Raw genomic sequence first — 25,907 nt, 5'->3', positions numbered from 1 at the left:
AGCCAAAAGAAAGGCCGGCATGCTCCAGGAGCTGCCAGCCTTTTCTTGGTGTCCCTAAGGAGAGAGGTGCCTAGCAAATGCCCAGCACCTTCGCGACGATGACGTCGGGATAGGGGAGCTGCAGTTCTTCAAGCTTCGGGCTGTAGAATGCCGGGGCATCCAGTGAGCTCACGCGCTGCACGGGAGCGTCGAGGTCATCAAAGCAATGCAGACCAATGCTGGCGGCAATCTGGGAGCTCACCGCGCAGAAGGGCTTGTTCTCATCCACACACACGGCGCGGTGGGTCTTGCGCACGGATTCGAAGATCGTGTCTTCATCCAGCGGACGGATGGTACGCAGGTCAACGACCTCCGCGGAAATGCCGTGTTCTTCTTCAAGAATCTTGGCTGCCTTCAAGCAGGTGAGCACCGCGCGGCCATGGGCAATGAGGGAGACGTCCGTGCCTTCGCGCTTCACATCGGCCACGCCGAGCGGGATGAAGAGTTCGCCCTCGGGCAGCTCGGAGTTTTCCGGCACTTCCCATTCTTCGCCGTAGAGCTTGGTGCTCTCCATGAACATCACCGGGTCGTTGTCGCGGATGGCGGCTTTCATCAGGCCCTTCGCGTCATACGCGTTGGAGGGGCACACGCACTTCATGCCCGGGAACTGGGCCATGATGTTTTCCGGGGTGTGGGAGTGGGTGGCACCCACGTTCGTGCCGCCATTGGCCGGGCCGCGGACGACGATGGGGCAGTTGATCTGGCCACCGCTCATGTAACGCACCATGCCGGCGTTGTTGATGATCTGGTCCCACGCTACGGTGTAGAAGCTCCAGAACATGAGTTCCATCACCGGGCGCACGCCGAGCATGGAAGCACCCACGCCCATGCCGATGAAGCCGGCTTCGCTGATGGGGGTGTCGATCACGCGCTTGTCGCCCCACTTTTTCCACAGACCTTCGGTCACCTTGTAGGCACCGTTGTACTGCGCGACCTCTTCACCCATGAGCACGACCATGGGGTCGCGGGCGAGTTCTTCATCAAAGGCTTCGCGGAGGGCGTGGCGGTAGGAGAGTTTACGCATGTCTCGTCAGGCGGGCAGAAAGGGGATGGGAAGGGGGAAGGGGGAAACGGCGGGGCGATCAGTCGTTGAAGAAATGGCGGCCGGTCTGGCCGGCTTCGGTTCCGTTGTCGACCTCCCAGTAGATGTCATCGAAGATCTCGGAGGGATCCGGCAGCGGGCTCTGCTCGGCGAATTCACCGGAGTCCTCGGCTTCCTTGGAGGCGGCCTGGTCGATTTCCGTGGCCTCTTTCTCAGTGAGCACCTTCTCGTTGATCAGGTGATTGCGGAAAATGATGACCGGATCGTGCTCGCGCTCGCGCTTTTCGATTTCTTCCTTGGTGCGGTACTTCTTGTGCATCGCGTCCGCGACGGAGTGTCCGTAGTAGCGGTAGGTGAGCACTTCGAGCAGCATCGGCTTGCTCTCTTCCCGGGCGCGGACCATGGCTTCATTCACCCGGGCGCGGACTTCGTAGATGTCCTCACCGTTGAGGAGCTCCCACTTCATGCCGTAACCCTCGGCACGCTCAGCGAGGCAGCCGGGGTAGGCGCTGGAGCGCTTCTGGCTGGTGCCCATGGAGTAGCCGTTGTTCTCAATGATGTAGACGACCGGCAGATCGAACAGGGCCGCGAGGTTCAGGCTCTCGTGGAACGCGCCCTGGTTCACCGCACCATCGCCGAGGAAGCAGAGACTGCAGCCCTTGAGGCCCTTGTACTTCACGCCAAACGCCAGGCCGGCGCCCAGCGGGGTCTGGCCGGCGACAATGCCGTGACCACCCCAGTAATTCTTGTCCGGAGCGAAGAAGTGCATGGAGCCACCCTTGCCCTTGGAGCAGCCGGTCTTCTTCCCGAAGAGCTCGGCCATGCATTCATTCATGCCCATGCCCACGGCGAGGGCGTGACCATGGTCGCGGTAGGCGGTGATGATGTGGTCATTTTCCCCCATGAGGGAGACGCAGCCCACGGCCACGGATTCCTGGCCATTGTAGAGGTGGAGGAAGCCACCCATCTTGCCGCTATTATAGTGCTTCAGCGCCACCAGCTCGAACCGGCGGATGCGGCACATGTCCCGGTAGAGCTTGATCTTTTGCTCCGGGGAGAGCGCCTTGTTTACCGGCGCATCAGCGTATTTTACAGGGGCGGCATTCTTTGCGGACATGGGCGAGTATAAGAGGGCGGAGTGTACCGACTATGGAGGCCTTGGCAAGGTGTGCTTTGCCCTCGGGCGGCAGGTAGTTTCCAGGCCGCACAAAGTCTGCCAGCTCATCCGGGCGGAGTGAAATTGCGCGGGCAAGATTGGAGCATCGAAGTTACTCCATGAATGGCCCTTCAATTCATGGTGAACAATCATTTAACGATTGTAAAATAGCTAGAGCCAGTAAAAATGCGCCTCATGCGCTTGCTCTCCCGGCATCCCAAGCTCGCTGTCTTCTCGCGATCTGTGGTGGATGCCACCATCGGCGCCCTCCTGATGCTGGCGCTGCTTTCCTGGCAGCGCATGCGGGATGATGACGCCCTCTTCCGCCAGCTCGTGCAAGTGGCGGAGCTCAAGGCGGCCAAGGTCGCCGGGGGCGTGGCCCCCGATGAGACTCGGGCGCTGGAAATCCTGCACGCCGTCTACGCCGAGGTGCGGGAGCGGGCGGTCTTCTTTGGAGACACGGAATGGACCACGCCCCACCTTCTCTGGTCGGCCGGAGACCATATGAACCGCCCTGCTGGTGCCTGTGCCAGCTATGTGACCGTGCTGGCCAAGGCCATGCAGACGGCGGACTTTCCAGTCCGGAAGGTGGGGCTCGTCAAGAATGGCATCATGGCCTACCACCACGTGCTGGAGGCGAAGGTCAACGGTCGCTGGGTGGTGCTGGACGCCGCCTTTGACCAGTCCTTCCGGCGTCCCGATGGCAAGCTCGCCAGCGCGGCGGACGTACACGGGGACTGGCTCTACTACCGCACCCAAATCATGCCCGGCTACTACCCCGAGTACGATTACAGCGGGTACTACTACACGAACTGGAATCGCATTCCCGGAGCCGCGATGGTGCTCGGCTGGTTCCCGGAGGCGCGCACCTGGCTGCACGCCCATGGGATTTCCATCCGGTTCTGGTTCCTGAATGTGCACGCCTGGCTGATCGGCCTCGGGCTCGGTGGGGCAGGCCTGCTGCTGCTCGTCCGGTGGCGCGGCACCAGGAAAACGCCGGCTGCTCAGAAATCCGCAGCACCTTCCCCCGAACCCCGCGAGAAGCCTAAAATGCCCGAATGGGTGCGGCAGCAAGCCCTGGAGGCCCCTCTCCCACTGCCAGTGGCAAAGCGGGGCTAAAGATGCCCTTCCATTCCTGCATCACGCCCGATAGCAGCGCGCTGGTTCTGCCGTTTCAACCCGCGGAAAAGACTTCGGCACTGCCGGGCACGGATTGTGCGTTGTCCCGTGTCGAAGTCGAACTTTGACAAAAACCCTGATACCGCTGTTTTTAGATATCCACATATGCACCCACAAAATCCTTATTCAAAATGATGGCGTCCCTTATGGATCTGCGCTAAAGTGTCGCCGTTGTCAGATTTTTAAAAAAGATGTGACTTGCCTTTGCCCGTGCTGGCAGAGGAGATTATCCAACTGATAAAAACACGTCCGCCGCCCCCGCCTGGAGAGATGTTTTTAAGAACTCTAATGCCATGGCCAAGACCATCAGGATTGTGATTGAAGGCACCCTTGAGTTGCCTGACGCGGCGGAAGTCATCAGCTTTCGCGACGAAGGAGGCTTGGAGAGTGACCACATCAAGTTCAAAGGACACATCATCCGACCGAACATCGGATGGCTGGAGTACTTCAATGAAGCGATGATGCGGAAAAAGTACCCCAACCAGTCCGCCGATATGGGCTGGGAAAGCATCAACGAGGACTTCCACAACAAGTTCTTCCTCTTCTGTGATGAAGAGTGGAACCTGGAAGAACTGAAAGAAGAAGAAGCCGAAGAAGCTGACGAAAGCGAACGGGAGTAGCCCGGTGAACCGGTAAGCGGTAGGACGGTGGGTGAACACACCGTCGAGTACCGCTTGTCCCGGTTTTTCCGCAGTCTCGACGCTTCGGTTCAGGGAGGTAATCCCGCCGTTTCGTCACACCACGAGGCTATGCAATAAAAGAAAAGACGCGCCACTGCCATGGCGCATTGACGATCAATCGGCTGATCCTGCCGTCGTACTGTCCCACCGCTCACCGTCGCACCGGCTACCGGACCACCTTCACCGGCATGCCCACGTAGGCGTTTTCATAGAACTTGGGCACCACGCGGCGGTCCATGCGGATGCAGCCGTGGCTGGCGGGATATCCGGGAAGGAAACCTTCGTGCATGCCCACGCCATCCCAGGTGATGCGCATGAAGTAGTGCATGGGTGCAGGCACATAGCGGGTGCCGGGAGGACGCGGGGTACGGGGAGTCGCGTCTGCGTTCACAGTCTTGCCTGAGCTGTCCTCAATGATGCCATACGAGGAGGACTCGTGGTCGATGTCCTTTTCCAGAATCTTGTAGTCGCCCGCAGGAGTGGCGCGATTTTCCACGCCAGATGAGATGGCCGCCACCCCAATGATGTGGCCGCCACGATAGAACTCCGCCACCTGACGACGCAGGTCCACCACGATGTAGGCGGCGCCACTGGTGCCATCGTCATCCCAATACGAGGTGTGCTCTGCCACACCCAGCGACTGTGGTGCCTGCGGTGCAGCATTCCCGAGACCTGCGAGGTAGTCCGCACCAGTGTTTTCCTGGGGCCTGGAGGCGCAGGATGCCAGAAGGAATGCGCCAAGCGCACCGAGGAGTAGGGAAGATTTGCGGATCATGTCAGGCGTGAAAATCAGTGGCGTGCGTGAAGGGAGACTGCAAGCGCGGATTTGTGGCGTGAATGGTACGCCTTGAAAAACACCCTCAGAGGCAGGCCTGCACTCGATGGGTGATCCCATATTGCGCACCCGAGCCCACTCAACTGCGCACCGGAATACTGAACACCGCTCGCGCGCCCTTGCCACCATCGCGATTCTCCAACTCCACTGTGCCCGAGTGCAACGCGGCGGCTTCCTTCACAAAGCACAAGCCAAGGCCGCTGCTTTTCTTTCCGTTGTGCGGACGGGGAAGGGAGTAGAATCGCTCAAAGACGCGTCCCTTCGCGTAATCCGGCAGCCCGGGCCCTTCATCTTCCACGACCAGGCAGGCGCGATCATCCACCGTCTTCAATCCAATGGAAACGGCGCCGCCATCGGGGGAAAAATCCACCGCGTTCTGCGCGAGGTTGGTGAAGGCCAGCTGTAGCAGGAAACCATCCCCCCGCACGTGCACGCCGTCCTGCACCCAGCAGTCGAGCTTGAGTCCACGCTGGGCGAGAGGCGCGGTGAAGTGGTCGCACACTTCACGGGCGATCGCGCTGAGATCGACCTTGGCCGGTTCATCAAGGGCCTTCTTGTTCTCCAAGGCAGCGAGTGAAAGGAGACGCTCCAGCAGATCCTGCAGCCGGAGGGACTCCACCTGAATGTTTCGCAGGAAGCGGGCGCGCTGCGCTTCCGGCATGGCTTCCTCCTGCATGAGCTCGGCCGCGCCACGGATTGCCGCCACCGGGCTCTTGAGTTCGTGCGTGAGCGTCTGCACATAATGTTCCACGCTTTCACGGTTCTCCAGCGTATCACGCATTTTTTCGAAAGCGGTTCCGAGCGTTTTCATTTCCTTGCCGTGCAGCTTTGGCACAGGAGGCCGCTCACCACGCGTGATGGCCTCGGCATAATCTGTGAGACGTCGAATGGGCCGCGTGGTCCACCGCGCCAGCAGGAAAGACCCCAACACCATGCAGAGCACCAATGAGCCGATGGTGCGAATCAACCATGCCTTGGTTTCATCGCGGAACTTGAAGGTGCTCTTCTGCGGCTTCGCCACGGCCACCACGCCGACAATGTCGCCGTCGGAGCGGATCGGCGCCGCCACGTACATGATGGAGGAGTTCGGATCCCTCTCGTCATCACGGGTGGAGCGCGCTCCATAGAGCCCTACCTTTGCCAGGTTCACATCCCTTTTCGAGAGCACGGTTCCGATGAGTTCCGGATGCAATGAATCGTACAGCACCTTGCCTTGCACATCGGTGACATACACGTCCATGTTGATCTGCGTTTTCGTGTGCGAGTAGATCTTCGCCTCGAAGATTCGAATCTTCGCCGCCTCCATGGCGACCTGAATGGATTGCGTGTCGATCCGACCGTCACGTTTCACGTCGCGTGCCAGCACCTCGGCCATCACATTGGCCATGTCCACCATCGGTTCCTCCGCCGCCTCCAGGTACTGGCGCTCCACACGTTCCAGCACCTGATCCATCATCAGCCAGAATCCAATGCCCGCGATGAGGGCAAAGCCGAGAAGAAGCCGTGAGGTGAGGGACATGATACGGGCTCACTTCGCCGGCATTTTCTCCAGCTGGCGCTGCATGTCCTCGGACTTCTTCTGCAGCTCCTGGAGCTTGTTCCACACGTCCTTCAGCTCCTGAGGACCGGCCTGGGCCGCTTCGAGTGCCGTGATGGATTTCTCCGCGGCATCACGCACGGGATCCTTGAAGGGCTTGCTGGTGGCCGCCAGTGGCGCAAGCCAGGCAAGCGCGCGGGGATCCCGCAGCAGACCAAGCGACTTCGCCGCGGCCACGCGCAGGGATTCACGGGGATTATTGAGGTGCTCCGTCAGATAATGCAACACCGCAGTACGCTGGGGATTCTTCTCATCACGCGCAAGGAACCCGAGTGCCTCCAACGCCGCCGACCGATCCCAGGTGGCAAACTCCTGGGGCGTTTTCTGCAAGCGCGCGAGAATGGCTGGCACCGCGCTCGCATCATCCTGCGCGCGGAAGGTGGCAATCGCCGCCGCGGCCACCGTGTTCCAGTACGTGTTGGATTCCAGATGCTTCATGAGCGCTGATGTGATGGCGGCATCGCCTGGACGCTGGCTCCAGGTCTTGATGATCTCCGCGAGCACTTCGGGATTCTTCTCCATCGCAGCCTGTTTCATCAGGGCATCCCACGCTTCAGGGTGGGGGAAGGCTGTGAGGGCCTCCACCACGTCACTGCGCACCCGGGCATCCGGCTGGGAGAGACTACGCGCGAGATGCGCACGCGCCTCCGGTGTATTCATCTTCTTCAGTGCCTTCGCAGCTTCGCTGCGCACTCCGTGGAAGGCGTCCTTGTTCAGCACGTCGGCCAGCTGTGCGGCGCTCTCGGCATCTTTCCTCCCTCCCAGCGCTTGCGCTGCCAGCATGCGGCCGATGACATCTCCCTGGAGCTGCCGCTTCAGCATGTCCGGCGGTGGCGTGAAACTCATTTTCGCCAGCAGGGTGTAGTCGGGATCCACACGCACGAGTTCTGGAGCGGAGGGCAGCGGGAAATGGAAGTCCTCTTCCACCTTGCTCACGGTCACGCTGAAGTCACGGGGCTTCGCTTCGCCTTTCACCCAGAACCGCACGGGTAGATCCAGATTGAAGAGCAACACCTCCGGGGAAACCTTCTGCGTCTGCTTCACATTCAGCTTCGCCTGCTTGGTGCCGGCATCCCAGGAGTAGCTCACATTCAGTTCCGGCAAGCCTCCGTGATAGAGCCATTGATCAGCAAACTGATCGAAGGACAATCCCGAGGCCTCTTCCAGGATGTCCATCAGATCATCCGTGGTCGCCACCGTGCCCCGCTGCTTTTCCAGATACCTGCGGATGGCCTTGCGATACAGGTCCGGACCCAGGCGTGCCCGGATCATGTGCAGAATCCAGGCGCCCTTCGGATACACACGCTGGTCAAACTGCTCCATGGGGTCCTTGTAGTCCCGCCACACCGTGGGGCGCGTGTCATTCTTCTCCAGCACGCGCTGGGCTTCGCGCCACATGGAGTAGAGCATGGCGTCGCGACCTGACTTCGCTTCCTCATAAAGGACGGTATAGTAGGAGGCGAATCCCTCATTCAGCCAGAGGTGTGACCAGTCACGGCAGGTCACCAGATCTCCGAACCACTGGTGCGCGGTCTCATGCGCATCCAGACGGTGCAGGGTGGTGAGCTGCTCCGTTTCATCACGGAAGAGCATGGACGCCGTATTGAAGGTGCAGCTCGTGTTCTCCATGCCGCCCGCCACGAAATCCAGGCAGTACACCTGCGCATACTTGTCCCAGGGAAAGGCCACGCCGATTTCGTCCTGGTAGAACTCGATGATCTTCTTGGTGTCCCGGAAAGCCCCTGCAGCCTGCTCCTTCTCCGAAGGAGGCACATAGAGCGTGAGCGGCAGCTCGCCCACCTTGTCCTCGAGTTTGTGGAAGTACCCCGCCGCGAGCGCCACGAGGTAGTTCACATGCGGCTTGTCCTGCCTCCAGTGCCAGGCCTGCAATCCACCCGCGTCCTTTGTTTGCGAGACCAGCACGCCATTGGAGATCACGCTCATGCCTTCCGGCACGTGGCAGATGACCTCGCTGGTGAAGCGTTCATTCGGATAGTCGTAACAGGGAAACCAGAAGCGGTGCAGCTCCGCCTCACCCTGGGTCCACAGTTGGGTATCACCGGGTTTGTAACCCATCTCTGGCGTGCGGAAGTACAGGCCGCGCTCGGGCTGCGCTCTATACGTCACATTGACAGAGGCCTGCACATCCGGCGCCACGGGATCCTTGAAATGGATCACCAGCTTCTCATCCGTGACCTCATGGCTGGCGAGCGTCGCGCCCTGCACGGAGACCTTTTCCACCACAAGGCCCACGGCATCGAGTTCAAGCTCCGACACCGGCTTGGCGATGGGGTGGAAAATCAAGGTGGCCGTGCCCCGGACGGTGCGCTTTGCGAAATCCGGGGTCACATCGAGCTGCAGATGCTGCACGTCCACATGACGGTCGCGGGCATATTTGCGCCCCGGCTTTTCGCTGACAGGGGCGGGCAGGAGATGGGCATGGCCCCGCCCACACCGACAGATCATCTCCTCCTTCCCCACGGCGGTGAGTTCCAAACCACAACTCAGCAAGACGGCCAGGGCGAGGATGCGCGACATGGACCGGATGCTAGCGGCGGGAACTGGACGGAGCAAGAGACAGTCTGGGGCAGGCCTCCGCCCCTTGGCGAGCGTGCTCCGGGCGTCATAAAGCGATGAAAAACATCAAATTCCCGGCAACAGATCGCTGCCAGAAGACACCAAGATCAGACTCGGTCCCAGCCGGGCTGGGGATGCCAGCCAAGATTGAGATTGCCCAACTGGACGGAAGAGCGTCTCATGGTCGCTATTCATGCTCCAGCCGGGAAAATCTTGCGTCTTCCCTGACCAAGACGACCGTTTTCTGCGTTTTCCTTTCCTCATAAATGCCTATGTCCAAGTCCCTGCTCCTGCCGGCATTGCTGTTGACGGCGCTCCACCTGCCCGCTCTGGGCGAAGGAACCAAACAAGAAGAGGCGCCTGCAGCTGCGGCAGCCGAAGAGGCCCAGGCCGTTCCCAAGAACGCCCCCATTGGCAAGGATCCCTTCGAGGGCATCGTGCGCATTGAGGCGGAATTCCTGCTCCCCGACTACCGCACGCCGTGGCAGGCCGGCCGGCCCACCAGTGGCAACGGCACCGGCTGGCTGGTGGGGAAGAACAAGTTCATCACCAACGCGCACGTGGTGAGCAACAGCACCAAGATCTTCATCCGCACCACCGATGACCCGAAGCCCTACGAGGCGAAGATCACCCACATCGCCCATGACTGCGACCTGGCCATGCTGGAGCCGGAAGATCCCAAGCGCTTTGCCGACCTGAAGCCGCTCGTGCTGGATGGCGTGCCGAAGCTCGACACCGAAGTCATCGCCGTGGGCTATCCCATCGGCGGTGATCGTGTGAGTGTGACTCGTGGTGTGGTCTCGCGCATCGACTTCCAGAGCTATTCGCACAGCGGCATCGACCAGCACCTGGCCATCCAGGTGGATGCGGCCATCAACCCCGGCAACAGCGGCGGTCCTGTCCTACAGGGCGGCAAGGTGGTAGGCGTGGCCTTCCAGGGCTACAGCGGCGCAGTAGCACAAAACGTGGGTTACATGATCCCGGTGCCGGTCATCAGCCGCTTCCTCAAGGACATTGAAGACGGCAGCTACGATCACTACATGGATCTGGCAGTCACGGATTTCCCCATTGAAAACGCTGCGCAGCTCAAGGCGCTGGGTCTGGAAGACAACGGCATCGGCGTGATGGTGGCGAATGTGGACAGCGCAAGCTGCGCCGGCGGCCTCCTGGAAGTGGGCGATGTCATCATGGCCATCGATGGCAGCCCGGTCTACAACAACGGCCTCATCCGCCTGGATGGCGAGATGGTGGACATGAACGAAGTCGTGGAGCGCAAGTTCGCCGGCAACAAGATCAAGATGGACATCCTGCGCAAGGGCAAGCCCCAGCAGATAGAGATCGCCCTGAAGCGCTACCTGCCCTACCTCATGCTGGGCGAGCAATATGATCAACGTCCCAAGTATGTGCTCTACGCAGGCCTGCTCTTCCAGCCCATGACGCGCAACCTGATGGAAGCCCACGGCATCCGTGACCCGCTCGTCAATTACTGGTTCGACAACTATGTGACGAAGGAACTCTTCAAGGAACGCCCCGAGGTCATTGTCCTCACCGCCATCCTTCCCGATGAAGTGAACAGCTACCTGCAGGGGTACCAGCACAGCATTGTGGACGAGATCAACGGGGTGAAGATCAAGACGCTCAAGGACGTGGCTGAAGCGCTGAAGCACAAGGAAGGCGACGGCAAATTCACCGTGGTGAAGCTGCTGGAGAAGAACCGCCCGCTCGTGCTGCGCCGTGACCTCGCGGAGACCGCCCAGCCGCTCATCATGCAGAAGTACGGCGTGGATAAGGACAGCTACCTCGGGGACTAACCGGTCCCGCCCTGTTCTTCTGAGTCCGCTATTTTCCAAGATTCTCCTTTGCTTTCCATGCTTATGAATCCCTTTCGTCTATCCATCGCCGCGCTGCTGATGCTGGCTGCGCCGGTGTTCGCGCAAACACAGAACCGCCCGCAACAAGGACGTGGCGGTGAGAAGAGCGCCGTCAGTGATGAACCTGTGGCCGTGGTGCCAGTCCCCATCGTCGAGGCGGCGGGCAAGAACACCTCGCTCCTGCGGGTGAATGTCACGTACCAGGCCTGGAATTTCCGGGTGCCGTGGCAGAAGACCTCTCCCGGCACGCGCCGTGGTCTCGGTGTGCTGATGGAGAAGAACCAGATCCTCGTCACGGCGCAAATCGTGGCGGATGCGACCTACATTGAGCTCGAGCAGGCCGACACCGGCCAGAAACTCAGCGCCAAGGTGAAGGCCGTGGACTATGACGCGAACCTCGCGGTGCTGGAGCCGGCGACGGCGGCGAAGGAGTTCTTCTCCGCGCTCAAGGCCATCTCCATCGAACCGAGCGCGCGCATCGGAGACAAGCTGCAGGTCTGGCAGCTCGGCCGCGTGGGTGATCTCATCGCCACGGATCTGGAGATCAACAAGGTGCTCACCTCGCGCTACGTTCTCGATACGAGCCATTTCCTCGTGTACGAGACCATCGGGATCATCCGCAGCGAAGCGAACAGCTTCACCCTGCCTGTGGTGAAGAATGGCAAGCTCGCGGGCCTGCTGCTGCGCTACAACTCGCGCGATCAAACCGCCACGGTGCTCCCCGGACCCATCATCGCCCACTTCCTGAAGGACATCGCCTCTGGAGACTACAAGGGTTTCCCCAGCCTCGGCGTCGAGTTCCAGCAGACGCTGGATGAGCAATTCCGTGAATACCTCGGCATGGGCAAGGAACAACAGGGTGTGTACATCAGCGAGGTCGCCAAGGGCGGCAGCGCGGAAAGCCTCGGCCTGAAGAAGGGTGACATCCTCACCGAGCTGAATGGCTTCAAAATCGATGCGCGTGGCGACTACAAGGATCCTGTCTTCGGTCCGCTGAACATGAGTCACATCGTACGTGGCAACAGCTACGTGGGAGACAAGGTCAGCTTGAAGGTGCTTCGCGAGGGCAAGGAGCAGGCTCTCTCCGGCAAGCTCACCCGCAAGGATCCGAAGGACTTTGTAGTCTGGCCGTATCTCTTTGACCGCGGCGCGAACTTCCTCGTGATGGGTGGCCTCGTGTTCCAGGAGCTGTCCATTCCTTATCTGCAGTCTTTCGGTGAGAACTGGGAGACGAATGGCCCGCTTCGCCTCGTGCATATCGCGAGCCACGCGGATGAGTATGAAAAGATGGGCAAGAAGAAGATCATCTTCCTCTCCGGTGCCCTGCCCACGCGGAGCACCCAGGGATATGGCCGCATCGGTGGCAGCATCGTGAACAAGGTGAATGGCAAGGTGATCAACGATCTCAGCGATCTCGACAAGGCCTTCCAAGAGCCCCAGAACCTGCTGCACACCGTCGAGCTCGAAGACTTCCCCAAGCTTATCTACCTCGATGCCATCACTGCTGAGTCAGACAACCTGAAGCTCATGGATGTGCCATATCGTGTGGGGATGCTGAAGCGGATTGAGTAGTGGCTCGAACGCCAGCTTTGAGAGACATCAGATATCATCTTCATGAAAACGGGAGCAGTGATGCTCCCGTTTTTTTATTTGGGACGACGTTGTACGCTGTGTAGCATAGGTCCATGCCACGCCGGACGAGGGTCATCATTCTGATTACCATCATCGTGATTCTCCTGGGAGGAGGCAGCTATGTCGGTGTCCAGTTAACCCTCAAAGACCCGCTCACCGTACGAGTGGTGGGATACAAGCGCCTCACCCAAGACAAGATTTCCATTACGTACGAGGTGGAAAACACCTCGGCATTTCCAGTGATTGGTGTCGCCTATTTGGGCTTACATTCTCCGGATCCGGCCGGCTATGATGGCTATCACTACGTCATCGGTGACCAATGGGATGGAAAAGCATTCAAGCGGGGTGAGAAGCAAACCTTCGACTGGCAGGAGCCTTATGTAGAAGGGGGCAAAAGCGACCCATATCACTTCCTGTACGTGTGGGATCCGATGCCCACTCACCTGTTGCGAAAAATTTACCCTCCCTATCGCAAGCAGATGCCGCACTCTCCCGTGCCACTGCGCGTGGGAGCCAGCGGCCCCTTTACCATGGAAGCGATTGAGAAGTTACCTCCTTGAAGGAGATGTCGCGTCCTACAAGGACCATCATGCGTTAGCTCAAGAGTCCCGTGCAATGGAGGAAGAAGACGGGATACACGCGACAGATCCAGACGCTGTGATGCGAAGCATCCTTGGAGTGCACGCAGCCTGCTGTGGCGATAGTGCCGCTCACTTGCAACATGATGCGCCCTTGAAGTTAGGCGACTTCGTCGCAGTGAAGCGTGCAGCAGGCTGCACCTTAGGAAAGCGGCAGCAGGCTGCGCGCAGTCCAAGGCCTTCGGCACCGCTTCGGGATCCTTCACCTGACGTTCATGCGCAGAGAAGCGGGGCCAGCTACTGCATTCTCTTGATGAGCCGTGTTTCCTACGCCGCCGCAGCCGCAGCCGCGCGCCGGCGATCCATAAACATCTTCACCGCCGTCTTCATACGGCTCAGCACATAATACACCGTCTGGCTGCGCAAGCGCACCAGCTCAGCGCCGATGATGCGGGGCACAAAATCCGCCGGCACTTCGAGCACCTCCTGCAGCTTCGCGCCATTCAAGCCGCGACACAGGATGCTGGTCATCGCTTTGGTCAGAGTCTGTACCTTCGGCCCGAGGCTCACGGCGAAGTGGGCACGGTCGCCTTCATCCACACGCAGGAAGATGCCCACGGTGTCCGTGCATTCCTCATCCTTGCGCACGTCCTCGAGATCAAATGGCTCGCCTTCCTTGGGTCCGCACTTGGCCGCGCCGTCGGACATCACGATCAGATTCTCCCGCCTTTCCTGCTCGGGAAGGTGTTCGAAGAGATCGATGAGGTCGTTGAGTGGCTCGGGATACATGGAAAAAGTCAGGCGTTAAACGTGAGGGTCATCAGTGAATACGTCGGGAGCTTGAAGCAAGCAACCAACCCCCGACCAATAACCCCCAACTCATCATTCTTTACGCCCCCTTCTCAATCGGGCTGCGCACCATGTTGCCCCATTCGGTCCAGGAGCCGTCATAGTTGCGCACGTTGGGGAAGCCGAGGAGGTACTTCAGCACAAACCACGTGTGGCTGCTGCGCTCGCCGATGCGGCAGTAGGCAATGATGTCGTCCCCGTGCTTGAGGCCGAGCTCGCCGCCGTAGATGCCTTCCAGTTCCTCGCGGGTCTTGAAGGTCGCATCCGGAGCAGCGGCGCGAGCCCAGGGGCAGCTCTTGGCGGTGGGGATGTGGCCACCACGGAGCACACCTTCCTGCGGGTACTCAGGCATGTGAGTGACTTCACCGCTGAATTCCTTCGGGCTGCGCACGTCCACGAGAGGCTTCTTCGCCTGCATGTGCTCCAGCGTCTGCTGGAAGTAGGCTCTGTGGGCCGCGTCATTGCGCTCTGCCGGCACGGGGTATTGCGTCTCCGGATACTTCGGCACTTCGCGCGTGAGGGGACGGCCTTCCGCCTCCCACTTGGCACGACCACCATCGACGAGCTTCATGTTCTTGTGGCCGAAGAGGGTGAAGACCCAAAGCGCATAGCAGGACCACCAGTTCGACTTGTCACCGTAGAAGATGACCGTGGTGTCCGGGGTGATGCCGTTGCGGCGGCAGAGCTGGGCGAACTCTTCGGTGCCCACATAGTCGCGCACCACCTGATCATTGAGGTCGCGGCGCCAGTCGATATGCACGGCTCCCGGAATATGGCCGGTATCATAGAGCAGCACGTCTTCATTGCTCTCCACGATGCGGATGTTCGGGTCATTCAGATGGGCGGCAAGCCATTCCGTATCCACGAGCACGTCGGGATTGGCATAGGCGGAAAATTTCGGATTCATGGCGTGTTCAGTTGGGTTGGGAGAGCCAGGTTGGGAGGTCAACATGCGCCACGCACTCGCGAAAGCAAGGCGAGGAAGCAGCACAGATCTTTATGAAGCTCATGCGCACACACGCGCTCAAGGACCTGAAACGCATGCCTCTAGGGTACGCGCCGCGATTCCATCCAGGAGCCGTGACCCACTCTTCCGCCCTCTGTTTCTGTGGTTTCCCGCTTGCGCGTGGGTGCCTGCTCTTTTTACTGTTCCAAAGAACACTCGAAGTGCCACCGCCACCCTAGCACCCCATGCCGCGTGTCATCTTCCATGTCGATATGGACGCCTTTTTCGCGTCGATCGAGCAGCGGGATCATCCGGAATACTTGGGCAAACCGGTGATCGTGGGTTCGCCACCGGATCGCCGCGGAGTGGTGTGCGCCGCGAGCTACGAGGCGCGCGAGTTCAAGGTGCGCTCCGCCATGCCTTCCCGTACGGCAGGGCGTCTCTGCCCCCATGGCATCTTCGTGAGACCCCGCATGGAAGTCTACCGCGCCGAGTCGCAGGAGATCATGAAGATCCTGCGGGCAGTGACACCGAAAGTCGAACGCGTCTCCGTGGACGAGGCCTACCTCGAAGTCGCGGATCTCCCTGACACCGCTGACACCGATACGGCTCTCCAGGCTGCGCTGCCCGTGGCCCGCGAGATCAAGCGCCGCATCCGGGAGGAGCGCCACCTCACCGCCAGCGTTGGCATTGCATCGAATAAATTTCTCGCCAAACTCGGCAGCGATTTCAACAAACCTAACGGTCTCACACTGATTCTGGAGAAAGACAAGGTCGCTTTCCTGCGGCCATTGTCCGTGCGTTCGATTCATGGTGTGGGCCCGGTCACGGCGCAAAGCCTCACGGATCGCGGCCTTCATACCATCGCCGATATCCAGGACACCGAGATGGATCTCACCCCGATGGTGGGATCCTGGGCGGAGACATTGAAGCGCCGCGCCATGGGCATCGATGAGCGACCCGTGGATCTCAGCGAGGATCGCAAGAGCATCAGCGCGGAGAACACGTTCCTCAATGACACGGACGACCGTCCCACCTTGCGGGCGGCACTGAAAGAGCTCGCGGCAGACGTGGCACAGACGCTCGAAAAGCATGCACTCGCCGCGCTCACCGTTCAGGTGAAAGTGCGCTACAGCGACTTCTCCACACTCACCCGGCAGGTGCGTCTGACGGATCCAGTCTCGAATACGGCGGACGTCTACCGCCTGGCCTGTCACTTGCTGGCGCGGCACCAGTTGGTGACTCAGCCACTGAGACTGATTGGCATTGGTGTATCCACATTGGTACCACCCGTTCGGGAGCAGCTGCTGCTTTCGATCTAATCGATCTAAAAATGTGAGGGAGAGTTGAAGGCGCAGCCGGTTTGCCCCGTCAAAGCGATTCGTTAGGCAAATCAAATCAAATCCCCGTCATGAAAATCACCTCATCAAATCTCAGCCGCGTTTTGACCACTGCCACCATGGTAGGCGTTGCCTGCCTGGCACTGCCGGCGACTTCGAAGGCTGATCCCTTCGACTTTCTGAAAAAGAAGCAAAAGAAGATCGAGGAGAAGTTCGACCGCGACCGTCACGATGACCACGACCACAATCATGATCATCACCATCATGGAAACCGCGATCGGGACGACCGCTACCGTCGCTATGTAGCGTCTCCTCGCTCCACCTTTGTGATCACCTTCGGCACCGGCTATGCTGGCCAGGGCTACTACTACGGTCCGCCGAATGCGCCCTACTATTACCAGACTCCCGGAGTCTCATACTACCGCAACCGTGAATCCGTGCCGCGCCAGTACTACCCCCGTGAATGGCAGATGGACTCCACGGACGCCAAGGTGCAGCGCGCCCTGGCCCGCCGCGGCTACTACAATGGCCCCATTGATGGCAGCCTTGGACCTGGCAGCCGCAATGCGATTGCCCGTTATCAACGGGATCGCGGACTGCCCGTCACTGGTACGGTGACCTCCAGCCTGCTGCGCTCCCTGGGCATCTGAAAGAACCTTCCTGCCTGGTAGAGCAGCGAAATCCGAGGGGCTTCCCTTTCGAGGGAGGCCCTTTTTATTGAAAGGGTGCGAAATATTTAAAAAGGCGAAAGAGCGCTCGATTTCTGGGGCATACACGATTATGGTAATTATCAAATCATGGCCGAGGTCGACCACCTGTTCACGTCCGTGGAGCAACAAAATCGGGCGCGCGTGCTCGTTGTTGCCTGCGGCGCGCTGGTGGCATTACTGGGGCTGACCGTGATGGCAGGTTGGTACCTGCACCAGCCGTTCATCATCCAGATTCGCGAGAACTACGCGGTGATGCAGTTCCTGACGGCGGTGTGTTTTCTTTTGATCGGGATCGCGCTCACCGCGCATGGTCTTCGGCGCAAGCAAATTACAATGGTGCTCAGCCTTCTCACCGGGCTGGTGGGGTGGCTGCTGTGCCTGGAGTATGCCTTTGGGCTTCAGTTTGGATTTGATCGGCTGACGGAACACCTGCCATCGATTGAGGATCAGCCGAATCTAAAGCCGTCGCCGCCCTCCTCGCTTTGCTTTGCGCTGTGCGGTACGGCCCTCGCGGTGCTGGCCACGGCCAAGCTGCGCACTCTCCACAGTCCCGTGGGCTGGGTGGTCGGCGCGTTCACCCTGTCCCTGAGCGCCGTGGCTCTGGTGGGTTACGCGATCGGGCTCACCGGTACGTATGCCTGGGGGCAATTCACCGGCATGGCCCTGCACAGTGCTGCAGGGGTCGTCATCCTTTCCGTGGGCGTTCTGGCGGCCACACTGCGTAACTTCAAGACCAAGACACCGCAGGATCACCCTTGGTTTCCGGTGCCCTTCGGCATCGCGGGAGCAGCAGCGACATTCTTGCTCTGGCAGGCGCTGCTTGTGGACCAGGCCAACACTCAGAAGGCCGATGCTGGCATGACCGCCAAGAACCTGGTGAGCTCGGTCACGGAGCAACTGGGCTCGCGCCTGCGCGCCGTGGATCGCATGGCGCTTCGCTGGGAGTCACGCCAGGGAACACCGCAATCGGAATGGGAGCAGGACGCCATGGCCTACCTGCGTGATGAGAAGATCTTTGACTCCATCGAGCGCGTGAGCGCCGATGGTCAGCAGCGATGGATCACGCCTGACCGGGAGCACTCCATCACGCAGGGGGTGCCCGAGCAAACCCAGCGCGTCATTGAAGAAGTCACCTCCCAAGCGCGTGAATCCACCGTACGTGCACTCTCTCCAGTGGTGCCGATTTCAGACGGCCGTCCCTGCCTGCTGGTATGCAGGCCGCTGTTTCCCAACGGCGCATTCGATGGCTACATCCTCGCCGCGGTTGATATCGAAAGGCTGCTGAAGGAGGTGCTGGTGCAATCGCATGCCGAAAACTACCAGGTATCCGTTACAGAGAATGGGAAAGTCATCTACAGCGTGGATACCAATGGGGCGGTCGTGGAGAGCCCAGAAGCGAGCGGCACCTTTGAACTGCTTGGGCGGCGCTGGGACTTTGCCCTCAGTCCAAAGGCTGAGATGGCCGGCACTCAAAGCAAGCTGCCCAATCTGATTCTGGTTTTCGGGCTCGGTTTCACCGCGCTGCTGGCCATCTCAGCCCTGGCGCTGCGCATCATGCGCAGCCAGGCCAGGGCCACCTTCCTCGCGAATGAAAACCTGCGCACGGAAATGCAGGAACGGCGGGCGGCACAGAAGCAGTTGCGCGAAAGCGAGGCGCGCCTGCAGGCAGTGCTGGATTGCGCCACGGGTGTGTCCATCGTCGGCGCGGATGCCACAGGTGCCATCACGCTCTTCAGCCGGGGTGCTGAGGAATTGCTCGGCTACCAGGCCGAGGAGATGATGGGACAAACCCCGGCCCTCTTCCACGTGGCTGACGAGGTGAAGACACGAGGCAAGGAACTCAGCCTGCAGCTCAGCCGTGAGGTGCAGGGATTCGAAACCTTCGTGGCCATTCCAAGGAAAGACGGGACGGAGCGCCGGGAATGGACCTATGTCTGCAAGGATGGCACACACAAGACGGTGGAGCTCACGGTGACGGTAGCCTACGACGCCTCGCGCCAGCCGACAGGATTCCTCGGGACCGCGGTGGACATCACCGAGCGCAAGCGCATGGAAGAACGCCTGCGCAAGACCGTGCGTGCCGAGCAAAACGCGCGCGCTCTCCTGGATGCGGCGGGTCGCATTGCAAAACTCGGACATTGGGAATTCCTGCTGGATGGCGGCGGTTTGAAATGGTCAGACACCGCCTATGCCATCTATGAGGTGGAGCCGGGCACTCCCATCAAGGCAGAGGAGGCCCTCAATTTCTTCGCACCCGCCGAGCGTCCCATTGTAGAACGGGCCGTGCAGAGGGCGATGTGTGAAGGCGAGGTCTTCGACTTCGAAGCACGCATCACCACTGGACAAGGCCGCCAGCGCTGGATCCACATGCGCGGCGAACCCGTGCGGGATCAGCTCGGGAACATCATTTCCCTGCGAGGCGTGGTGCAGGATGTGGATGAGCCCCACCAGGCCGCGGATCTGTTGACGCGACGAAACTGGGAACTCGAGGTCGCCACCGCGCAGGCGCAGGCGCATGCGAAGGCCAAGGCCGAATTCCTGGCAAACATGAGCCATGAGATCCGCACGCCATTGAATGCGGTCATCGGCATGTCAGAGCTGCTCCATGACACGAGCATGAATGAGCGCCAGCGCGACTACGTGAATACCATCCGCATGAGCGGTGACACGCTGCTGGGCATCATCAACGACATCCTCGACTTCTCGAAGATCGAGGCGGGCCAGCTCCGGATGGAACGCATTCCCTTCAATCTCCGCGAGTGCGTGGAGTCCTCCTTCGATCTCGTATCGAGCCAGGCCTCGAGGAAGAAGCTGGATCTGCTCTACTGGATCGAGCCCTCGGTGCCAGGGTATGTGCTCGGCGATCCCTCGCGGCTCCGCCAGATCCTGGTGAACTTCATCTCGAACGCGGTGAAGTTCACCGAGCACGGCGAGGTCTTCGTGCGCATCAAGCGCACCGGCGGGCAGGACTCTGCGGAGAAGCTTCACATCTCCGTGCGAGACACGGGCATCGGCATCTCTCCCGAGCACCAGCATCGCCTCTTTCAATCCTTCAGTCAGGTCGACTCCTCCACGAGCCGCAAGTACGGGGGCACCGGTTTGGGCCTCGCGATTTGTCATCGCCTCATTACGCTCATGGAGGGCAATGTGTGGGTGGAATCACAGCCCGGCAACGGCGCCGATTTCCAGTTCGAGATCCCGCTGCGCCCCGCCGAGGTATCACCGCCCCAGGTGTATCAGCGTGGACAAGGCCACGAACTCGAAGGCATGCGAGTGCTGGTGGTGGATGACAACGAAACCAACCGCTGGATCCTCGAGTCCCAAAGCAAGGCGTGGGGCATGGTGCCGCGCACAACCGCCCTTCCTGCGGAAGCCCTGTCCTGGATCGAACAAGGAGATCCCTTCGATGTGGCGATCCTGGATGGTCACATGCCCAGCATGTCGGGATTTGAGCTCGCGGAGAAAATCAGTGCCAAGGTCTCGCTGCAGCAGATGCCAGTGCTGATGCTCACCTCCATGGGTGATGCCAGCTCACTCGCGGAGAAGCCCGGCGTCAGCGCCATCCTCGCGAAGCCGGTGAAGACACACGCCCTCTATGAGAGCCTCTCCCGCCTGCTCCTGGGCAGCAGCGGCCCGGTGCGGCGCAAAGCACCCTCGACCACAGCCGATCCGCAGTTCGCACTCGATCATCCTCTGAAGATCCTCGTGGCCGAGGACAACCCAGTGAACCAGCGCGTGATTTCTCTGCTTCTTGAAAGGCTCGGCTATCGCATCGAGATCGCCGCCAACGGTCTAGAGGTGCTCGCGGCGCTGGAGCGCACGCAATTTGATTTGATCCTCATGGATGTGCAGATGCCGGAGATGGACGGTCTGCAGGCAGCCCGTGAAATCTGCCGCCTCTACGAACGCGATCAGCGGCCCCGCATGGTGGCGCTGACGGCCAACGCTGTCGCTGGTGACCGCGAGAACTGCCTCGCCGCCGGCATGGATGCCTATCTCAGCAAGCCGATCCGCGGCAACGATCTCGCGGCTGCCCTGCGGGAGGCGTTCGACGAACGAAAGAAGATGACCGGATCTGCCACCCCAGTTTCCTGAAGCAGGTCCTCCCATTTCCTCAACCCCGACTGGTAGACCAATGTCCACTGCTGACCACGCCACTATCGATGATGAATTGTTTGAGTCGTGCCTGACCGGCGAGCCGGAACTTGATCTGGAGCTTGTCCAGCTGGCCATGACCCAGAGTGAAGAGGCGCTTGCCGGATTGAAGCATGCTCTGCGTACGGGAAGCGATTCCGACTGGCGCCAGATTTCGCACCGTGCGCGCGGCTCCGCCGGCACCATGGGCTTCACGAAAGCCGCGTTCCTCTGGAATGTGGCCGAATTTGAAGCCACCACGACCGAGGCCCGCGCCGCCGCGGTGGCCTCACTCCGCCAGGCTGTCGAAGAAGTGCGTGCGGAGTTGCGCATGCGCGGTTACGAGATTCCAAATGCGCCAATTTCCGCCGGCTGACCGCTCATGGAATCGTGGTGTCCCTGTCTTCCGCTTCCCCGGCCACTCCTCCCCATCGTGGCGGGATTCGTGGGCATGTTGACTTCTGCTGCACAGGGCGAGGAGGCCCCCATGCTTTCCATCCACAGACTTCCCCCGGGGGAAACGCCCGCGGCGGACACGCCGCGCTGGCAACAGATGCTGAATCCGGATGGCACCTGGAGTGTGCTGAAACTGGAAGGCGCCGATCCGATCAGCAAGGAGGCGAAAGCGAAGCTCGCGATCCCCAAGGGCCATGTGCGCTGGGCTGCGATTCTTCCTCCCGGACTGGCGGAGCAGGCAGAGGGCGGTGTACAGCTCATCGGCAATCTGCAGTCCGATCCTCCCGCTGTGGAAGAATGCTCTCCGCTGCGCCAGCAAGCGCCTCTGTTGCCAGCACCGCCGGGAGTCAATCTGGTACGCAATCTTGAGTTCACCACCTTTGGCGTGGAGGAACGGGTGCAGGAGAAAGCCACCGGTTCTGATACACCATCATGGACCATGAAGCCGGGAACCAGGCCGGCCGGCCTGTATGCGGCACGCTCGTGGAGACTTCCAGTGCTGGCCGGCAAGGAGCCGTGGATACTTCAGGTAGTTGCCCGCGGCGAAGGGAAGATCAGGACCGGACTCGCCTTCGACAACGGCGCTGGCTTTGGCGATGCCACCATTCTTGAGACGCTGGAACTCAAGGGCGCGGACACCGCCTTTTCCTTGAAGCTTCCCAAGACCCTCGCGGAAGCGAAACAATTGCGCGTGGTACTGCTGGCGCCTGATGATCACGCTGCGGACCTGCACGTGTCGTCGATTTCGTTTCAGCAAGGCCCCGGTGGTGGGGCCTCCAAACCTGTGAACACCGAGCTTGGCGTGTGGAACTGGTCCACCAAGCCGGAGGAATGGCGGAGACTGAAGCCAGTATGGAAGCAGGCAGGGGTGAAGGTGCTGCAACTCGCGCTGCCGAGGGAGTTGCAGCATGGAGCAGAGGGGCCGCTGCCCGCACTCTCTGACTTGCGCAAAGAGGATTTCCAGATCGTGGCGGTGGAAGGAGATCCCCATATGATCCTGCCACAGGAGAAGTCGAGCGTGGTGGCACGGCATCAACAACTCACGGCGCTGCATGGGAAATACCTCGATGGCATCCAGTATGACGTGGAACCATATCTGCTGCCGGGCTTCCGCCTGGAGCCGGAACTGTGGCATCAACACTGGTTGCAGATGTATGAAGCACTCACCCCGGGCAAGGCTCCTCTCAGGGTGGAGCCTGTGGTGCCCTTCTGGTTGATCGCTCAGCCCGCTGCACAAAAGCTGCTCAAGGGTCTCGCGCCTCGTTCCACTCGCGTGGTGGTGATGAACTACCGCAGTGACGCTGGTGACGCTGCCGCCTGGGCCACCTCCTGGCTCGAGTGGAGTGTGCAACACCAGTGCCCCGTGGCGCTCGCCGTCGAGTGCGGACCCGTGCCGGATCTCGAGAGCGCCACCTACCGCAAAGCGCCGCGCGGTCCGCTCTGGCTGAAATCATGGCCCGGCCACGGCACCGTTGCCGTGATCTTCGATGGTGAGGTGGATCCTGGCGCCGATGCCACGACCTTCGCCCTCGCAAGACAGGGAACCGTCTCTGGCGCTGCCACCAGTTTGCAGGGACAAGATCCGACCCACGTCGCGGAGTGGCTGCAAACGATGCGCGACATTTCCCAACGTCTCAACCTGCCGGCAAAGTTGATACCACGTTTGTTGCTGCATGAGCCGAAGGAGGAATTGCTCCGGTATCTCGGCGAACGTGCGCAGTGAGTTTACCGTCCCGCGATCGCAACGATCAGGCAGCTCTACGCCGCCTTCGTGAATCCCTTCCGCGTCATTGCGCCCCAACCCTGCTTCTTGCGGAGGAACTGCCAGATGCCCTGCACCCGCCACCAACTGTTGAGCTGGCGGTAACCGAAGTTTTCCATGATGGCGCCCACACCCATCCAAAGGAGATCCCGCACCCTGCGATGATGCTGCAACGAGAACTCTGCCAGGATCATCGCACCAAGACTGAGACACAACCCGAATCCAAACACCACGGCGCAGTAAGCGATGAAGAACTCCACACTGAGGATGCCCGCCAAAGCACAAAGCGGCACCATCACCAGTCCCAGGAGTTCGAGCAGAGGACTGACAACATCAAACAACAGGAAGGACGGCAGCGCATACATGCCCGCTGAGCCGTAGCGTTTCCGCCCCAGCATGCCTCGATGCTTCCAGAGTGTCTCACAAAGACCGCGCTGCCAGCGCGTGCGTTGACGGGAAAGGACCTTGATCGAGTCGGGCACTTCCGTCCAGCACACGGGATCCGGCACATGCCATACTTCGGCTGGTGAGTCTGTATCGCCTGCCCACCGATGCAGGCGGACCACGAGCTCCATGTCTTCACCGACCGTGCCATGGGCATAGCCGCCGAGTTCCAGGAGGACATCACGGCGGAAAATGCCAAACGCTCCGGAGATGATCGTCACGGATTGGTTGCGCGTCCATGCCATGCGCGCGAGCAGAAAGGCTCGAAGATACTCCACGGCCTGGAAGAGCTCGAGCCAGTGTTTCGGCGGCCGCACTTCCAGCACCTGGCCTGCGCGCACCTGGCAGCCATTCACCACACGGATGGTGCCGCCAACGGCCAGCGTGGTGTCCGGCGCATCGACGAAGGGCCGCACCGCGCGCAGCAGCGCATCCGAGTCCAGGAGTGAATCGGCATCCACGGCACACACGTACGGATGGGTGGCGAGATCGATAGCTGCATTGAGCGCATCGGCCTTGCCGCCGTTTTGTTTGTCGACCACGAGCAGGTTGGGCAGCGCGGCGCAGGCATAGATGCCACGCACCGGCTGATACGCGGTACGGCCTGCCAGTGCGCGATGCACCGGCTGCAAGGCAAATGCTTCGATCAGACGGTCGAGCGTCTTGTCCTTGGATCCATCGTTCACCACGATGATCTCATACTCCGGATACCGCAGCGTGAGCGTGGAGCGCAGGCTTTCCACGATGGTGGCCTCCTCATTGTACGCGGGCACCAGCAGCGTCATCGGCGGCGTGGCCTCTGAAGTGAGCAGCCACCATTCGCGCAGGCGCGAGGCACGGCTTCGGGCGCGGAGGAATTCCGGCAAAGCCTTCGCCAACTGCACAAGATACACGATGTTCTGCGCGAGCTGGAGACACAGGATCACCGTCGCCGTGATCCATACGGCGCGGTGAAACCAGACATCATCCAGCCATTCCGCATTCATCAGGCAGGCACCAGGGTTGCCGCGGTCATCGGCGGGTTGGATTGCGTGGCCTCGCGCATGATGGATTCCAGCAGCGGATCCTGACGTGCGAGCGCCGTGAGATGATCCCACGAGCGACCACGCCACACAGCGAGGGCGTGCACCGCGGTACGGCGCACTTCGAAATGCCGATCCATTGCAAGAAACTCCAGCACCGTGGTCGCGGTATTGTCGCCATGCATGGTCCGCGCGTAATGCGCCACAGACAGGCGCACGCGGGGGTCTGGATCCCTCGCCAGCACGCCCACCGCATCGATGTGCAGGGGATCCGCAAGTCGCTCGAGGGCATCCACCGCAGCGGCACGCACCTTTGCGGAGGCGTCTGAAAGATAAGTCGCCGCCTGCGTGGCATACATGAAGTCACCAGCCACCGCGAGGCCGTCCAGCAGCAAGGCCTTTTCCCGGGCATCCACCGCACTCTGAAGCAGCCAGCCCAGCGCGGGGCTCTGACCCGGCGCCATGAGGCGAATGATGTCCCGCGTACGATCCGAACGCATGGCCTCAGTACCGCGCAGGGACGTCATGATGGTCTGCAGGGAGATGCCCGGTGTGCTCCGCGCAGCCAGGGCATGCGCCGCCTCCAGCCGCACACCGGGACGTGGATCACGCAAGAGCACCGCCAGCTTCTCATCCACCCGTGCGCTTGGGGCCATCCATGCCAGCAGTGCACAACCCCGCATGCGGAAGTTTTCCGAGGATTTCTTGAGCAGGCGGAATCCATACTCTTCCGCGCCGATGTGCTTGAGCACGGCATGAAGGTTGTCGCGATACTGGCCACGGAAGCGCTCCGCCAGATCGCGCAGCAGGCCCAGCACAGCCTCTGTCTCCAGACGTCCACGCAAACGTGGCAGAGCGTTGAGACTTTGCCCGCCCTCCAGTGCCGGCAGCAGCAGGGAGAGCCAGCGATCCGCAGTCTGTTCCCGCTTGCGGCGCTGGCGATTGTCCATCACGCGATAGAGCAGCAGGCCCAGCCACAGCAGCACTGCCGCGGCGGCCAGCGCCAGGGAAATGACGATGAGGATAAGCAGTGCTGGTTCCATCAAGTGTTGCATCAT

19 protein-coding genes are annotated in these 25,907 nt (G+C 60.7%); 10 read left to right on the top strand and 9 right to left on the bottom strand.

The annotated features are described in order from the left end of the window. Nucleotides 1-70: 70 nt before the first annotated feature. Complete coding sequence (locus DES53_RS23085) at nucleotides 71-1,063, bottom strand: alpha-ketoacid dehydrogenase subunit beta (protein WP_113960685.1); 993 nt, start codon at nucleotides 1,061-1,063, stop codon at nucleotides 71-73. Nucleotides 1,064-1,121: 58 nt separating this feature from the next. Then, nucleotides 1,122-2,198, bottom strand: coding sequence for a pyruvate dehydrogenase (acetyl-transferring) E1 component subunit alpha (gene pdhA, locus DES53_RS23080; protein ID WP_113960684.1), 1,077 nt, complete (start codon nucleotides 2,196-2,198; stop codon nucleotides 1,122-1,124). Between the two features lie 234 nt (nucleotides 2,199-2,432). On the opposite strand from pdhA, the gene DES53_RS23075 reads away from it, so the two are divergent. After that, entirely contained in the window at nucleotides 2,433-3,356 is a 924-nt protein-coding gene (locus DES53_RS23075) for a transglutaminase domain-containing protein (protein WP_147263566.1), read from the top strand. A 353-nt stretch (nucleotides 3,357-3,709) separates the two neighbouring features. After that, nucleotides 3,710-4,036, top strand: a complete 327-nt coding sequence (locus DES53_RS23070; RefSeq protein WP_113960682.1) for a hypothetical protein — start codon at nucleotides 3,710-3,712, stop codon at nucleotides 4,034-4,036. A 226-nt stretch (nucleotides 4,037-4,262) separates the two neighbouring features. On the opposite strand, the gene DES53_RS23065 is transcribed toward DES53_RS23070, so the two are convergent. From DES53_RS23065 to DES53_RS23055, 3 genes are all read right to left on the bottom strand, one after another. After that, nucleotides 4,263-4,871: a L,D-transpeptidase family protein gene (locus tag DES53_RS23065; RefSeq protein WP_170157325.1), complete on the bottom strand. Its 609-nt coding sequence runs from the start codon at nucleotides 4,869-4,871 to the stop codon at nucleotides 4,263-4,265. Nucleotides 4,872-5,010: 139 nt separating this feature from the next. Beyond that, complete coding sequence (gene creC / locus DES53_RS23060) at nucleotides 5,011-6,450, bottom strand: two-component system sensor histidine kinase CreC (protein ID WP_113960680.1); 1,440 nt, start codon at nucleotides 6,448-6,450, stop codon at nucleotides 5,011-5,013. 9 nt (nucleotides 6,451-6,459) lie between these two features. Continuing rightward, nucleotides 6,460-9,066: a M1 family aminopeptidase gene (locus DES53_RS23055; RefSeq protein ID WP_113960679.1), complete on the bottom strand. Its 2,607-nt coding sequence runs from the start codon at nucleotides 9,064-9,066 to the stop codon at nucleotides 6,460-6,462. A 311-nt stretch (nucleotides 9,067-9,377) separates the two neighbouring features. On the opposite strand from DES53_RS23055, the gene DES53_RS23050 reads away from it, so the two are divergent. The 3 genes from DES53_RS23050 to DES53_RS23040 all read left to right on the top strand — a co-directional run bounded on the left by DES53_RS23050 (nucleotide 9,378) and on the right by DES53_RS23040 (nucleotide 13,168). Next, nucleotides 9,378-10,916: a S1C family serine protease gene (locus tag DES53_RS23050; protein ID WP_113960678.1), complete on the top strand. Its 1,539-nt coding sequence runs from the start codon at nucleotides 9,378-9,380 to the stop codon at nucleotides 10,914-10,916. Nucleotides 10,917-10,973: 57 nt separating this feature from the next. After that, on the top strand, nucleotides 10,974-12,548 hold the full coding sequence (locus DES53_RS23045) for a S1C family serine protease (RefSeq protein ID WP_113960677.1): 1,575 nt from the start codon (nucleotides 10,974-10,976) through the stop codon (nucleotides 12,546-12,548). Nucleotides 12,549-12,661: 113 nt separating this feature from the next. Next, the gene (locus tag DES53_RS23040) at nucleotides 12,662-13,168 is read left to right on the top strand and encodes a class I SAM-dependent methyltransferase (protein ID WP_113960676.1); all 507 of its coding nucleotides are present in this window, start codon (nucleotides 12,662-12,664) and stop codon (nucleotides 13,166-13,168) included. 345 nt (nucleotides 13,169-13,513) lie between these two features. On the opposite strand, the gene DES53_RS23035 is transcribed toward DES53_RS23040, so the two are convergent. Together DES53_RS23035 and DES53_RS23030 are read right to left on the bottom strand one after the other, a co-directional pair. After that, entirely contained in the window at nucleotides 13,514-13,975 is a 462-nt protein-coding gene (locus DES53_RS23035) for a SufE family protein (RefSeq protein ID WP_113960675.1), read from the bottom strand. Between the two features lie 100 nt (nucleotides 13,976-14,075). After that, nucleotides 14,076-14,942 (bottom strand): sulfurtransferase, encoded by an 867-nt coding sequence (locus DES53_RS23030; protein WP_113960674.1) that lies wholly within the window; start codon nucleotides 14,940-14,942, stop codon nucleotides 14,076-14,078. A 284-nt stretch (nucleotides 14,943-15,226) separates the two neighbouring features. On the opposite strand from DES53_RS23030, the gene dinB reads away from it, so the two are divergent. From dinB to DES53_RS23005, 5 genes are all read left to right on the top strand, one after another. Beyond that, a complete protein-coding gene (gene dinB / locus DES53_RS23025) occupies nucleotides 15,227-16,303 on the top strand; it encodes a DNA polymerase IV (protein ID WP_113960673.1) in 1,077 nt (358 codons plus the stop codon). An 89-nt stretch (nucleotides 16,304-16,392) separates the two neighbouring features. Next, entirely contained in the window at nucleotides 16,393-16,971 is a 579-nt protein-coding gene (locus DES53_RS23020; RefSeq protein WP_113960672.1) for a peptidoglycan-binding protein, read from the top strand. 147 nt (nucleotides 16,972-17,118) lie between these two features. Beyond that, on the top strand, nucleotides 17,119-21,126 hold the full coding sequence (locus tag DES53_RS23015) for a response regulator (protein WP_113960671.1): 4,008 nt from the start codon (nucleotides 17,119-17,121) through the stop codon (nucleotides 21,124-21,126). A gap of 40 nt (nucleotides 21,127-21,166) precedes the next feature. Then, entirely contained in the window at nucleotides 21,167-21,541 is a 375-nt protein-coding gene (locus DES53_RS23010) for an Hpt domain-containing protein (protein WP_113960670.1), read from the top strand. Between the two features lie 111 nt (nucleotides 21,542-21,652). Continuing rightward, a complete protein-coding gene (locus DES53_RS23005) occupies nucleotides 21,653-23,344 on the top strand; it encodes a hypothetical protein (protein WP_170157324.1) in 1,692 nt (563 codons plus the stop codon). A 35-nt stretch (nucleotides 23,345-23,379) separates the two neighbouring features. Here DES53_RS23005 and DES53_RS23000 read toward each other — a convergent pair whose 3' ends face one another. Both DES53_RS23000 and DES53_RS22995 read right to left on the bottom strand, forming a co-directional pair. Further along, entirely contained in the window at nucleotides 23,380-24,813 is a 1,434-nt protein-coding gene (locus tag DES53_RS23000; protein ID WP_113960668.1) for a glycosyltransferase family 2 protein, read from the bottom strand. Next, on the bottom strand, nucleotides 24,813-25,907 hold the full coding sequence (locus DES53_RS22995; protein ID WP_113960667.1) for a HEAT repeat domain-containing protein: 1,095 nt from the start codon (nucleotides 25,905-25,907) through the stop codon (nucleotides 24,813-24,815). The genes DES53_RS23000 and DES53_RS22995 overlap by 1 nt, the downstream gene beginning before the upstream one ends.

It is taken from the genome of Roseimicrobium gellanilyticum (assembly GCF_003315205.1).
Classification (GTDB): domain Bacteria; phylum Verrucomicrobiota; class Verrucomicrobiia; order Verrucomicrobiales; family Verrucomicrobiaceae; genus Roseimicrobium; species Roseimicrobium gellanilyticum.
This window is presented reverse-complemented; position numbering and strand designations above follow the sequence as displayed.